The following is a 13,859-nucleotide window of genomic DNA, read 5'->3' as shown; positions in this document are numbered from 1 at the left end:
TCTAATAGGGAACGTTCTCGCGTGTGAAATTTTTCTGGACTTTGCGGAGATCCGCCATGGATGGCCAAAGCGCGACGACACCGATGACGGATGGTCGACCGAAGCGGGATGCCGATCGCCAAGCATCGGCAGATCGCGCAATCTCCGAATCATCCTTCATCGCGGGGCGGAGCACAACGGAATTTTCCTCCTGCGCAACCAGGCAAAATCAGGCGTGGGAAGGAGAACGGAATCGCGCTGGTCCGATCGCTTGCGGAGCGTCGACGCCGGAGGGTGCCGCAGCGGAGCAGGTGGACGATCTGCGTGAGTCCAGCGCCGAGGAGCGAGCTCTTCCACCCGTGCTGGAACGGACGTTTCAAGAACAGTTGCGGCGTCGCCTTATCGAGGAGTACCAGCCCTCCGGCGCGACCGAGACGCTGCTCGTCCATGAACTCGCCCGCCATGCCGCCGCCAGCGAGAAATGGGACCAGGGGGTCGCTGCGGTCGCGCGCCAGACGGCGCTGCTGCTCCCCGCTTGGTTGCCGGGAATGCCACAGGCGGCCGATGTTGCGGCGGAGGATGCCGGTTTAGCGGCGGCGTTGACCGTGGCGGCGGCGGATCGTTGCGAACGACACAGTCTGCATCGCTCACGCGCCTTCCTGAAAACGTTGGAACGGTTGGAATCTCTTCAAAACGCGCGCCGTGCACAACGCGGACTTGCGATGCCGCCGCTCGGGTTCGCCGACGAGGCGGCGTGCGAGCGGTATCTCGCGGATCGTTGGCTGCGAGGGGCGGTACGTTGCCCGCATTGCCGGGCGAAACAAGGCCGGATCTTTTCGCGTCACAAGTGCTGGGAATGCCGGATTTGCAAACGGCAGAGCGGCATACGGGCGACGACCATCATGTCTGACTCCCCGCTGCCGCTGCGGCTCTGGTTCGACGCCATCCGCCATTTATTGTGGTGCCCCGCCCTCCACGCCGCGCAGTTGGCCACGAGGATCGGCATACTCCGTGTCGCGACCGTGCGCTCGATGATTGAGAAGATCCGCCTCTCGCTCGCCGCCGAGGACGGCAGTTCTCAATTGGCGGGACTGGACCGATACTTCGCCGATCAAAGCGATCGACTGAGCCAAGCGTCCTCCGCAACGCAGATCCGGCGGCCGCCGGAGAACGACTAACCCCAACCTGGACTCTTTCCTAAATCAAAACGAAGCCGAGTTTACCGACACGAAGTTCCGAATTCGCCGAGGGAAGTGACCACTGCGTGAAGCGGTCGACATTCCCTTCCGGCGATCGACCAGCGCAAAGGACTGTGCGATGACATTTCCCCTTTTACCAAGTCCGGACGACCAGGCCGCGAACGAGCGGTCCGAGAACCACGGCGGCACCGACCGGAACGCTGCCGAGGCCGCGCAGCCGCAAACCGACCGTCAACAGGAGTCGCGCCGGCAACAATCGCATCGGAGCGATCCGCCGGGCGATCATGGATCCGAAAACTACCGCCGCGACGCGCGTCGTCCGCACGTGCCGCGAATCTTGAGCGAGGAGGAATGTCTAGCCGCTTTGAGCGGCATACCGCCACTCGTCTTGCTCGGCAGGGTGTCCATCGGACAGGCGCGAACGATGCACGCCAGCTATACAGCGCTCCTGCAGCACTACCGTCAGCGAAGCGGGACCGAGCGCCATTCAGGGACCGCCGATGAAGCCCTGGTCGAAATGGTCGCACGACATCCCGAAATGGCGAATGACTTGGCGGCATTTCTTTCGGAAGAACAACTCGCTGCGATCGTGGCGCGCGCCATGGGGAATTCCCATGGGACTTCTTAAGTTCTGCAAAAATTTTATTCGTTTGCGGAATCAGCCGATCTCGTTCGCCGGCCGGGAGTACTTGAAGAGCGTCTATGGGGCGATCGACCGCCATCTCATCCTGCGGTGTAGCCGACAGGTCGAAAAATCAACGCTACTTTGTAATCGGATCATTTACGAAGCGATTGCGAACCCGGGAACGAGCATGATTTTCGTTTGTCCCCGCCAGGAGCAGGCCGCCGTCTTCAGTAAGTCGCGACTCATTCCGGCGATCGAGGGAAGTCCCGTCGTCAGTCGCCTCTTATTAGGGAATCGAGGGCGTCGCCCGCAGGTCAAGCACATGCGCTTTCGAAACGGATCCGAGGTGTATATTCGCGCCGCGTTCCATTCAGCCGACCCCGTCCGGGGATTAAGCGCGGACCTGTTGTTCATCGACGAGTTCCAGGATATCGCCGACCAAACGCTGCCTGTTCTCCAGGAGACCTTATCGCACTCCACTCGGCCGCGCGTCATCCTTACGGCGACCCCTAAGGGGGAAGACAACCATGTGGAGTCGATTTTTCAGCAATCGACCGGCAACGAATGGCACATTCCCTGCCATACCTGCAAGTTAAGTTTCATTCCGGACGATAAATTGATCGGTCCTGCGGGACTCGTTTGTCCCAACTGCCGGGGACCGATCCAGGCCCGCGACGGACGCTGGGTGGCCCGAAATCCCGCATCACGCTGGGGTGAGGGATTTTGGATCAATCACCTGATGGTCCCGTGGCTGAAGTTCGATGACATTCTATTGCGGCAGGCGACCTACGATGCGGCCCGCTTCAAGAACGAATGTCTCGGTCTGCCGACGCAGCTCGGCGATCATCTCATCACGCGCGAAGAGATCGAGGCCTGCTGCACGAAGCAAGCGATGGCGACGAAACTCGCGGATGTCCCGCGCGAATATCGCGACCGCTTGCTGGCCGGCATCGATTGGAGCGGAGGCGTCCATTCCGCGACCGTCGTGACGATCGGTTATATCCGGGAAGATAAGAACTTCGTCGTCGTGCGCTTCGAGCAATTGCGCGCCCAAGAGGATTCGGAGGTCGTGTCCGACGCCGTCGCCAAACTCTGCCGCGAATTTCGTGTACGGTTCATCGCGGCCGACGGCGGCGGGAACGGCGGCGTTTACAACCGCGTGCTCTTCTCTAAAGTCGAGTCGCGAATTCCCATTTACGCGATCCTGTATTCCTCGACCGAACAAGAACCGAAGCAAGATGGGGTGCTATATAAATGGATCGTCGATCGCAGCGGCACGATCGGCGGTTTATTCACGCGGATCAAGAAGCGGATGACGCTTTTTCCGAAAGTGGGCGACTGTGGAAAATTTCTCCAACAATTCACCTGCGAAACGGCCGAGTTCGATCCCTACCTGCGAACGGTCCGTTACGTTTGTCCTGAACACCAACACGACGATGCTCTCCATTCCTTGAATTACGTGCAAGTGTTGGCGCTGCGGATGTGGCATTCCCATTTCCAGTACGGCGGCTAGAGCATTTTTCCGGAGGGTCTAGCGCGATTGCGGCGAATGAGGTAAGACGGGGCGAGTCACGGGAGGACTTGTCATGGATGCTTATTCTCGGGATCTGCGTTCGCGGATCTTGGAAGATTGCGACGGCGGAATGTCGACGCGGGTGGCGGCGACGAAGTGTCGCGTCAGTGAATCGTGGCTTCGACGCCTGAAGCAGCGGCGTCGGGAGACGGGCGAGACGACGCCCCGCTCGTCGCGGCCGAAGTCGGCGAAGAAGGTCTTGGCGGAGCACTCCGAACTCCTGCGGTCGTTGGTTCGCAAGCAACCCGATGCGACGCTGGAAGAACTTCGGACCGAGTTGCCGGTCGCCGTCAGCGTAACGACACTCTGGCGCGCGCTCGACGACCTCCGGCTGTCGTTCAAAAAAAAGTCGTCCATGCCGCGGAGCAAGACCGGCCCGACGTCCGCGAAGAACGTGCGCGGTGGCAAGCCGAAATGACGAGCCTCGCCGTCGAGCGGTACGTGTTCCTCGACGAGACCTCGACCGCGACGAACATGACGCGTTTGCGCGGCCGAGCGCCGCGGAGCGAACGCTTGGTCGACAAGACGCCGCACGGACATTGGAAGTCGACGACGTTCGTCGCCGCGCTCCGCTCGAGCGGCCTCACGGCGCCGATGGTCGTGGATGGCGCGCTCGACGGTCCGACGTTCTTGGCTTACGTCAAGCAGCAACTCGCGCCGACGTTACACGCCGGCGATGTCGTCGTGATGGACAACCTCTCGGTCCACAAAGTCGCAGGCGTCCGCGCGGCGATCGAAGCGGTCGGTGCGCGGCAAGCGTTCGCCAAGCTCAAATGGCTCGTCCGCAGCGCGAAAGAGCGCACCGTCGACGGTCTCTGGTCGCTCCTCGGCAAACTTCTCGACCGCTTCGCTCCGACCGAATGCCGCAACTACTTCCGCAACTCCGGCTACGCTACGACCTCGGGAAAAATGCTCTAACTCCGGACCCGACTAGTCGCCCGGAAAGAAGCAATGATTCGCGCCAAGTTAAGTAGCGCGCCATGAATCGCGGCCGGTAGACGCAGAGCCGACGCGTTTCAAGGGTGTGATAACCTCGTCGCGTCGTGTTATGCTGGGCGATGTTTCGAAACTAGCGTGGGTCTCAGCGCGGAGAGTCGGTAATGCCGAGAATCTTCGGTGATGTTGCGCGTTTCATTCGGATGTCCCTGCTTTTCTTCGCGACGATCCTCTACGGCGCGAATGTCGTCGCCGCCGAGAGCTCCTCTGCGAATCCAGAGTGGATTTGGAACGACAGCGCTGTAGGTCCCACCGGTAGGTTCACGAAAAATATAGAACTCGTCGACGCGATTCAAGCGGCGGGGCTGAAGCTTGCCGCTGACGGCTGTCGAGCTTCGGTCGTGATCAACGGTCGGACGGCGTTGACGCTGGAGCCGTATTGCCCGACGCAGGAGTTCGATGTTACCCGTTGGATGCAGCGCGGCAAGAACGAACTGGTGGTCACGGCGATCCCGGCCGAAGGGCCTCCGGCCGTGGCACTTTCTCTCACGGTCCTCACGAAAAACGGCGAGCGATCCGGGATCGTATCCGATGCGACGTGGAATGCGTTGCGATCGGAGGTCGATGAGGCAGCCGCCGAAAGTCGTCCGGCGAAATCGCTTGGGCAGGTCCGGCCGGAATTGTGGGGAATCGATCGCAGGCCCGCGATCATTTCGCCGTTCGAAAACTACGAGCAGTGGAAGCAGACGTTATCGTCGACGAAGAAAGAGCGCTCGCCTCGATTTTGGACGGCGCCCGGATTCGAGCTCACGCTCCTCCGAACCGCCCTGCCCGACGAAGGTTCTTGGATCAGCATGGCCTTCGAGCCTCAGGGCCGGCTGACGGTTTCGCGTGAAGATCGCGGCTTGCTCCAATTGACGCTCGACGAAGCTCGAAAGTCGGTGACGCATGTCGAGCACGTCAAACTTCCGGTCGACGAATGTCGTGGTTTGCTTTACGCCTATGATCGGCTTTATCTCAATGCCAACAATTCGCAAGCGATGTTCAGCGCAAGGCCGACCGGCGACGGAAAGTTTTCGGATCTAACGAAGCTGCGAGAGTTCAAAGGTAAGGTGGGGCACGGCCGTAACGATCTCGCGTCGGCTCCGGAGGGCCGAATCTATTCGATGCACGGAGATAGCGTTTTCCCGCCGGGAGAGCCGATCCTCGATCGAACGTCTCCGCTCAGAGAATCGCGGCAACTAATCGCCCAAGGCAAGCCTCCGCGCAGGGAAGGCCATCTGATTCGCACCGACGCAGAGGCGAAACATTGGGAATTGATCTGCACCGGATTAAGGAACCCGTACGGCGTGGCCGTGCATCCCAACGGCGATGTGTTCACGTACGATGCCGACAACGAATCCGATATGGCGACGCCGTGGTACCGTCCGACGCGGATCGTCCAACTTGTCTCAGGAGCCGATTACGGCTATCGCGATAACGGCGACTTGTGGCCCGTCGAAGTTCCGGATCGTCCCGACAATGGCTTGCCGCTGATCGATGTCGGACGGGGTTCGCCGACCTCGGCGATGTTCGGCGAGAAGTTGGCGTTTCCGTCGCCGTATCGTGAGGCGTTGTTCGTGCTTGATTGGTCTTACGGGAGAGTGCTCGCGGTTCATTTGGCACCCAATGGCTTCGGCTATCGCGCGGCGCTCGAGCTATTCCTGCAAGGGCAACCTCTCAACGTTACCGATCTTGCCGCGGGGCCCGACGGTGCGATGTATCTCATCACCGGTGGGCGTAAGACGCAGTCGGCATTGTATCGCGTTGCGTTTACGGGTCCGAAACCGGAACCGACGGTAAACGCCTCGGCTGCCGACGGCGAAGTGCATCGTCGGCAATCGGAATCTTTTGCGAGCGAACAACGGACGCTTCGGCGGAGTTTGGAAGCGCTGCATGGCACGGCGGATTCTCAGGCTATCGCAAAGTCGTTGCCGCAGCTTGCAAGCTCCGACCCGATGATCCGGCATGCGGCCCGCATTGCGATCGAGCAGCGAGCGATCGAAAGTTGGTCGCCGCAGATGCGGCAACTGGTGACGGCTCCCGAGAGTGAAACGTCCGCACTGCACGATGTTCGCCTAGATGCGGCCATGATGTTGATACGAGCCGGTCGAAAAGACGCAGCGCCGGACATTCTTCAGTATCTTACGAGCGTCGATTTAGCAAAGGCCGACGTCGGTACGGCTTTGATCGTGGTCCACTTGTTCGATCAATGTCGGCTGCTCGCTCCTGATGCTTTCGCGCAGCATCGGGCAAAGATCGGTAAGCAGTTACTCGCTGGAGAGAACTCCGTATCCACTGAATCGCTGCGAGTCAGCCCTTACGGTAGTAACGTCGAGTTGCGGCGTAGGGTGGCGCGCTTACTTGGCGATATGCATGAGCCGAGCATCGCAACTCAGGTCGTCGAGTATGTTGCGAAAGCGTTGCTTAAGAGCTCGATTCAAGAAGATCGCCTTGCCGGGCTGCTCGCGCTGCGGAATCAACGTGATGGTTGGACGCGAGACTCCCGACGTTTTTACTTCAAGACGTTGCAAGAAGCTTCGCGATTCATCGGTGGTCAGGGGATGCCGATGTTCGTGGAACTCATTCGTAAAGAGGCGACGGCAACGCTCAGCGATGCCGAAAAAGGGCAATTAGCGGATGTTTTGAACGCGCCGACCTACGTTGAAGAGCCGCTTCCGCCGACGCGGCCGGTGGTAAAAAAATGGAAAGTCGCTGACTTGGCCGTGGTGTATGCCGACCCTGCAGATCGCTCCGTAGGACACTCCGGAGATGCGGCGCGCGGCGCAAGTTTGTTTCGAGGCGCCTTGTGTAGCCGTTGTCATCGTTCAGGACTCGCAGGGCCGGCCGTGGGGCCCGACCTTACGTTCGTCGCACGTCGATTTAGCCGGCGCGACATCTTGGAATCGATCATCGCCCCTTCGCTTTCGGTGGCGGAGAATTATCGCAACGCACAAGTGATTACCGAAAGCGGCCTCGTGCATACGGGCCGGGTCGTATCCGAGGGAGATTTTCGTTCGGCGAAACTCAAGCTGAATACCGATCCCTTGCGCCCGAGCCAAACGATCGAACTCGACAAACAGGAGATCGCCGAATATCGTTCGCTCGGGACGTCGCCGATGCCGGAAGGGTTGCTCGATTCGCTAACGCTGGAAGAAATCGCGGATTTATTGGCGTTCTTAGAGAGCGGTATCGCGGAATAAATCGCGGCGTCTGCTTCGTCGAACCGAAGATCGAATGCCGTTCGCGGTGCCGTCAAGAAAAGAATTCGAGTGGCGCGCATGTTGTTCTATTGGTTGAAAGTGCATCGGCGCAAGAAATTACTGACGCGGCCGTTCCCTCTCGAATGGCTGCAGGCGATCGAAAAGAACGTCCACCTGTACGGCACTCTTACCGAAGACGAGCGATCGCAAGTTCACGGTTACGTGCAGGTGTTCGTCGCCGAGAAAAACTGGGAAGCGTGCAACGGCCTGACGATGACCGATGAGATTCGCGTGACCATTGCGGCGCAGGTGGCGATTCTGACGCTAGGCCTTCCGAGCCAGTATTTCGATCATGTCTTGTCGGTGCTCGTTTATCCCGACACGTATGTTGCGGAACGTGAAACGGCGAAAGTCGGAGGGGTCGTCGAAGTCGGCGACTCCGCGCGACTCGGCGAAGCTTGGTATCGAGGGCCCGTGATTTTAGCTTGGGGCGATGTGCTCAAAGAAGGACGAGGCGAACGCCGCGGGCACAATGTCGTGTTGCACGAGTTCGCGCATCAACTGGATATGCTCAACGGACGGGATGTCGACGGCACGCCGCCGCTTGAATCGGTCGACCAAGATCGACGTTGGACCGAAGTGATTCGGCGCCGTTATCGGCAACTGGTCGACGACTGCGAACTAGGACGAGCGACGCCGCTGGATTGTTATGGAGCGACGAACATCGCGGAGTTTTTCGCCGTCGCCACCGAACTGTTTTTCGAAAGGCCGGCCGTGATGAAAAGCCGTCTAGAGGACTTATACGGAATGATGCGAGAATTCTATCGACAAGATCCTGCCGCAAGAGAACGAATGCCTGCTTAAAGCATCGTGTCGATGGCTGAATCGTGTTGGTGTTGGGCGGTGGCATATGCCGCCCATCTTTCCATTTACGTCGCTGCGGCCTCGATGGCTTCGGTTTTTGAAGAGTTGGAAGTGGGGCTTCGCTATTGCGACCCGAGGCTCTCGGAGGGCCGTTGCTTACGGATTTCCAAAAAGATGTCTAGTCCTAATGGCGGAATATGGTAAAATGCACGCGGTTGGTTTGTAGACGCGAATCGCACTGCCTGATCCTTGGTGACCAGACCGCCCGTTTTCTCGTTCTTCCACCTGGTCGGCCGCCATTTTGGTCCCTTTCGACGCGACCCCGAAAGTAGTGCACGGGTCGCCATTAGGAGTGTTACGGTGGGAAAGAGACTATACGTCGGTAACTTGAGTTACAGCGTCACGAACGACGCGTTGGAATCCTTGTTCGCAGAGTTCGGCACTGTGAACAGCGCTCAGGTCATCCAGGATCGTGATACGGGTCGGAGCAAAGGCTTCGGATTCGTCGAAATGGCGGACGACAACGCGGCTCAACAAGCCATCAATGCGTTGAACGAAAAGGAACATGACGGTCGTGCTTTGACCGTCAACGAAGCCAAGCCTCGCGAGAGCGGTGGCGGCGGCGGCGGTGGTGGTCGTGGCGGCTACGGTGGCGGCGGCGGCGGTGGCCGCGGCGGCTACGGTGGTGGCGGCGGTGGTGGCGGCGGACGTCGCTACTAAGCGATTCTAAGTCGCTCGAAAGCCAGTCCTAAGAAAAGACATTGCGGGAGGGGTGCCCTTACGGTCGCCCCTCCCGTTTTTTTATCGCTACATTTTTATTCGCCGCAATGCACCGCGACGTCCCCTATTCAAGCAGAGAGACCGCTCATGATCACCGTCGGCATGAACTATCACGTTATTCCGGGTAAGCAAAAAGACTTCGAAGAGAAATTCGCTGCCGTGCTCGAGGCCTTACGAGCCGCTCCGAATCATACGAGCTCGACGCTTTGGAAAGATGTCGTCGACGACGCTTCTTACCTCATCACCAGCGAATGGTCGGAAGAGCAAGCCTTCTTGGATTTCATACGGAGTCAGGCATTCAAAGACGTGACGACCTGGGGCAAAGAGCAGATTCTTTCGGGCCGTCCGCAACATAAGATCTACAAGCATTAAGCGGCATCGCCCTACGGTGTGTGAGACCTTTCAGGCGCATTTCTTACTTTTAGTGCGTGAAACAGGGTGTTTTTGGTCCGTCTCGACATGTTTTCGGAGTCGATTTTCAAATTTGTCCCGATTGCGGTGTTGCAAGAAGGCATAGAAGTGGGGTAGACTTCGGCATTCTTTGGATGGTCTCCGGCTACGCTGTAGTTTGGTGGCATCCGTACCAGCAATCACGAAGAGAAGAGAAACGCAATGGCCGAAGGTAGCATCAAGAAGTTGACGGACAAAGGCTTCGGGTTCATCAAGACCGGAAGCGAAAAGGACCTGTTTTTCCATTCGTCGAGCGTACAGGGCGTCAATTTCGACGACCTCCGCGAAGGACAAAAGGTCACGTACACGGAAGGTCGCGGACCGAAAGGCCCTTGCGCCGAAAACGTGAAGCCCCTCTAGTGATTCGCGCTAGAACGTGCATGTAGTATCTCAAGTTCGAGCGCTCAACGATCTTCGTTAAGCTGATTCGAACCGAAGCGATCTCAACCGAGCCGAAGAATCTGTCAAAGATTTCTTCGGCTCGGTTTTTTTGTTTTTTGCCGGCTTGCTGCTCGGAGAAATCAGCAGGGATCGGCGAGTGCTCGCGTAGAAGCTTCTCTTCGCCGGCTATTCTTTTGCCGACGACGAAGCAGAGCTTATACTAGACGTATACATCTGCCTTTCGTGCAAGGACCTCGTTGGTATGGCGGCGAGCCGCAGTATGGCGAAAACCCGAAACGGCCGTGCGATTTTTTGGGCCCTCGCGATGCTTGCCGGTTGCGGAAGGCAAGAGCCCCGGATCGTAAAATCGGATATAGAGGGGCAGCCGCTTCCGGAGATCACCGGCGGATCGGCGATTACATTGCCGAACGTAGAAGTTTCTCAGCCGAGCCTATCGACCATGCGCGTCGAATCTCTTCCGGCCATGGCTGATGGAGGAGCGACGGTTGCGAGATTGCCGCAAGACTCCGATTGGGAAAGCTTCGCTTCGTCGTCCGTCGGTCTTTCGCCGCGTGATGGAGATCTACGCTTTGCCTTCGCCGACCTCGGCACGCAAAAAGGCAAGGTGTCGCCGTTCGAGCGAGAATTGCGCGCCGGACTGGAAGCCTTGAATCAAGGAAAGATGCCGGCAGCCGTGTCGCATTTCGAAACGGCGCAGAAGGCGGATCCGCGTGACTTCCGCCCGTTCTTTTTCGAAGCGGTCGCACGATTGCAATTGGAGGAAGTCGCGCGAGCTGCGGCAGCGCTCGATATTGCGATTAGCTTAGCTCCGTCGGAAACGGAGTTGTACTTGCATCGCGGCAATCTCCATTCCCGTCAGCGCGATTATGGACTCGCCGTGGACGACTTCAGCCGAGTCGTGGCGGTTCAACCCGATCACCTCGCGGCCCTCCTCAATCGTGCCGTCGCGAATTTCCATCGTCGACGCCCCAAAGACATCGTTGAAGATTCGTCGGCGGCCCTCAAAGTGAAGGCCGGTATCCCCGATGCCCATTTGTTGCGAGCTTTGGGCTATCTCATGCAAGGCGAGACGGTACGCGCTCGACGCGACTTCGACGCCGCCGTGGCATCCGGTCTCAACAAATCGGCCATCGATTCGTGGAGCCCGCTGTTCCGCAGTCGAACTTAAGCTTCTTGGTCTCGCTTGCGATTACTGGAGTCGATTCAGGAAGTAGCTGAAGCTGATGCTGCCGACCACTTGGTTGATGGCGATTTCCAACGGCGTGTATTGCAATAACACGTAGTCGCCCGGTTGAATCAGAATCCGTTGGCTCGGGTCGGTAAGTGCCCGATTGAGGTTGATCTTGATTGGAATGTTCGAGCCGTTCGGCAGCTTGCGGATGACGATGATCTGCGTCGGAGGGAGCACACCGCTGCTCGATCCGTTGCCGCCCCCTACGCCGCCGCCTCGACCGAAGCTCCCTTGGCCGGCTCCCGACGCGACGGTTCCGCCGGCGACCGAAATCGCGGAAAGAACATCGAGATCGTAATCGCGAGGCAGCGGTATTTCGCGGCCGGGCAGCACGCCTCCGGTGTAGTAGACCTCTCGTTCACGCGTCTCGATGAAGATGATGTCGCCCGTGTTCAGGATGATATCGTCTTCCGTAAGTCGTGCGAGTTCGCGTCCCGGCTCGGCACGCAACGGGATACGAATGATGTTGGGGTTTCTGCGAACCAAGTCGCTTGCGCCGTTATACGGGCCGCAGTTCACCATGTCTTGAATGAGGCCGGTTCGCGATTGAGCGTCGGCAAACGTTCCGCGCAGAATGAGGATCTCGTTTTTCGCATCGAGACCCGGCAAACCACCGGTCGCGGCGAGCGCGTGCATGACGTCGTTTTCATAGGCGTTCATGTCGACGGTGAAGGCATTGCCTCGCTTCGACGGACCTGCGAGGAGAATCCCCTGCCCTGCCGACTGTTGCGACCCTAAGTCTTCGCGAACGACGACCACTTGATACGTTCGCTTTCGCATCAAGGTCACTAAGATTCGATCACGTCCCGGCACTAAGATCCCTTCTCGGATGTAGGTGTCGCGAATTTCCTTTTCGGCTTGCGACAACGTCATGCCGGTGATCTTGACCGGCTCGATGAGCGGAAGCGCGAGCGTACCGTCTTCGCGAATCGGAATCGGATAACCAAGCGCGGGAGGAAGCTTGCTGTCTGTCGGAAAATGGACTTCCGGCGGAACTTCTTCGCTTCCGAGCACACCTTGAATGTAGATGCCGAGAACGTCGCGAGGCCCGAGTTGGTAAACGGCGGGCGGGTCTTGTCGCAAGCGTATCAAATTGATGGGCTGCCGAGTCGCTCGTTCTTCGCCGAGAATCCAGCGCGGTAAGCGATTGGCCGGCACGCCTTTCAACGCCACGCTCGAGCAGCCGCTCAGTGCGACACCGGCGAATGCTGCCAGCAATGCCCAAGCGTGGGTCTTCGATCGTGTGTGCGACATTGGGTGACATCCCCCAAGAGCAATTTTTATCTGCATGATGTATCTGCCTACGGCGAGCAATCGCTCGCAATGTGTTTTGGAACGTCGAGACAAGTCCGGCTGTCGCGAGGTTTGTCGTCTATTGGTTCGATGTTTTATGTCGCGTTAGCGTGCGGCCTCGGGAGCGCTCGGTTCAACAGGTCTGCCGAAAAGAGAAAGCTGAGCGGAAGGCACGTCGGAGACCTCGGGGAAGAACAATGTTTGTCTTCCGCCGATAGGGTCGCGTGGTTTCGTGGGTGTCGGAACCGGCGCCGGAATCGCCGGCGTTGTCGCTGGTCGAGTGCCTGACGGAACCGGAGTAGCAGGGTTCAATGTAGGAGTTGTGGTCGCACCGGGCGGCGGCGGAAGCTTCATCGTCCCAGGCGTGCCCGTCGGCGCTGGCGTTGTGGGGTTCGGTACTACCGGACCCGGAACGGTTGGGCTAGGAGCGGTCGGCAGCGGAAGCACCGGTAGCGGCAGCGACGGCGGCGTGGCCGGCATCTCCGGTTGAAGCAGCGGCGGGAGCTCGTTCGGTCCCGGTTGCATCGGCACCGTCAGCGGAGGGCCGTTCGTCGGAGGTATCGTAGGAACGGCCGGTACTATTTCATCTCCGTCGAACTCGCCTCGCGTGAGAGCGCCCGTCGGATCGCTAGGTGTTGCAGGAGGAGCCCACGAGGATGGAATTTGATTAAACGACGCTAAGCCATCCTTCTCCGCGGCGATTGCGCCGTCTTGATAACCTCGGAACCAAGCTCCGATATAAGCGCTTCCTTCTGCGCTTTGATACTTCACGCCCCAATAGTCGTTCGGAGGAAACAGCGGGATTTGTCCGCTACTGCCCATCGATACGTCATAGTAGCCCTGTTGAAAGCCTCGCCCGACATGCTCGCGAATTCGATACGGAACGCCTTGCTGCTGATATTCCCAACGAACACGTTTCCATGCGCAATAAGCCGCATTGCGATTGCGTTGCTCGATCGAGAGCTCTTGGAAATCAGCGCATCCGGTCGTCAGTAAGACGAGTCCGATCGTGAATCCGATGACGGTCCGTAGCATAGGTACTCCATCCGAACATCTGGTCGTTGGGCGTCGCCGGCATACACGCTCTGCGCGAGCCGAACGAAGTCGGTCTTATTTCTTTCTTCGGACTGCACCGATGACTTCGATTATTCCGTTTATGAGGAAGTTGCAAATTCGTTGGTCGGTAACGAGGGGAGAAGCTGCGACGGTCAACCGGGTTAGTCGGTGGTCCTATGTTCGATGCTTGCAGAGTCGAGCCGGCAGTCGCTGCTACGATCGTTACGCA

General features: G+C 58.7%; 11 protein-coding genes. 9 read left to right on the top strand and 2 right to left on the bottom strand.

Translation table 11 applies throughout. From position 1 onward, the window contains the following. The first annotated feature begins 56 nt into the window (after nt 1-56). The 9 genes from K8U03_18155 (at nt 57) to K8U03_18115 (ending at nt 11,218) form a co-directional block, all read left to right on the top strand. Nucleotides 57-1,157 carry a hypothetical protein gene (locus K8U03_18155; protein MCE9606814.1) on the top strand — a complete coding sequence of 367 codons (1,101 nt, stop codon included), beginning with the start codon at nt 57-59 and terminating at the stop codon, nt 1,155-1,157. 635 nt (nt 1,158-1,792) lie between these two features. Then, nucleotides 1,793-3,316 (top strand): phage terminase large subunit family protein, encoded by a 1,524-nt coding sequence (locus tag K8U03_18150; protein MCE9606813.1) that lies wholly within the window; start codon nt 1,793-1,795, stop codon nt 3,314-3,316. 73 nt (nt 3,317-3,389) lie between these two features. Next, nucleotides 3,390-4,294 (top strand): IS630 family transposase gene (locus tag K8U03_18145; GenBank protein ID MCE9606812.1). Its coding sequence is split into 2 segments (ribosomal slippage): nt 3,390-3,716 and nt 3,719-4,294, totalling 903 coding nucleotides; the frame shifts between segments, so codons are not numbered across the junction. Between the two features lie 221 nt (nt 4,295-4,515). Further along, nucleotides 4,516-7,554 (top strand): hypothetical protein, encoded by a 3,039-nt coding sequence (locus tag K8U03_18140; GenBank protein MCE9606811.1) that lies wholly within the window; start codon nt 4,516-4,518, stop codon nt 7,552-7,554. A gap of 78 nt (nt 7,555-7,632) precedes the next feature. Then, nucleotides 7,633-8,418, top strand: a complete 786-nt coding sequence (locus tag K8U03_18135) for a zinc-dependent peptidase (protein MCE9606810.1) — start codon at nt 7,633-7,635, stop codon at nt 8,416-8,418. Nucleotides 8,419-8,778: 360 nt separating this feature from the next. After that, on the top strand, nt 8,779-9,138 hold the full coding sequence (locus tag K8U03_18130; GenBank protein MCE9606809.1) for an RNA-binding protein: 360 nt from the start codon (nt 8,779-8,781) through the stop codon (nt 9,136-9,138). A 147-nt stretch (nt 9,139-9,285) separates the two neighbouring features. Next, nucleotides 9,286-9,570, top strand: coding sequence for an antibiotic biosynthesis monooxygenase (locus tag K8U03_18125; GenBank protein MCE9606808.1), 285 nt, complete (start codon nt 9,286-9,288; stop codon nt 9,568-9,570). A 240-nt stretch (nt 9,571-9,810) separates the two neighbouring features. Further along, a complete protein-coding gene (locus tag K8U03_18120; protein ID MCE9606807.1) occupies nt 9,811-10,008 on the top strand; it encodes a cold shock domain-containing protein in 198 nt (65 codons plus the stop codon). Nucleotides 10,009-10,489: 481 nt separating this feature from the next. Then, nucleotides 10,490-11,218: a tetratricopeptide repeat protein gene (locus K8U03_18115; GenBank protein ID MCE9606806.1), complete on the top strand. Its 729-nt coding sequence runs from the start codon at nt 10,490-10,492 to the stop codon at nt 11,216-11,218. 21 nt (nt 11,219-11,239) lie between these two features. Here the strand turns inward: K8U03_18115 and K8U03_18110 are convergent, their stop codons facing one another. Both K8U03_18110 and K8U03_18105 read right to left on the bottom strand, forming a co-directional pair. Then, nucleotides 11,240-12,535, bottom strand: a complete 1,296-nt coding sequence (locus K8U03_18110; GenBank protein ID MCE9606805.1) for a polysaccharide biosynthesis/export family protein — start codon at nt 12,533-12,535, stop codon at nt 11,240-11,242. 144 nt (nt 12,536-12,679) lie between these two features. After that, nucleotides 12,680-13,609: a hypothetical protein gene (locus K8U03_18105; GenBank protein MCE9606804.1), complete on the bottom strand. Its 930-nt coding sequence runs from the start codon at nt 13,607-13,609 to the stop codon at nt 12,680-12,682. Between the last annotated feature and the right edge of the window lie 250 nt (nt 13,610-13,859).

This window comes from Planctomycetia bacterium (assembly GCA_021413845.1).
GTDB lineage: Bacteria > Planctomycetota > Planctomycetia > Pirellulales > PNKZ01 > PNKZ01.
This window is presented reverse-complemented; position numbering and strand designations above follow the sequence as displayed.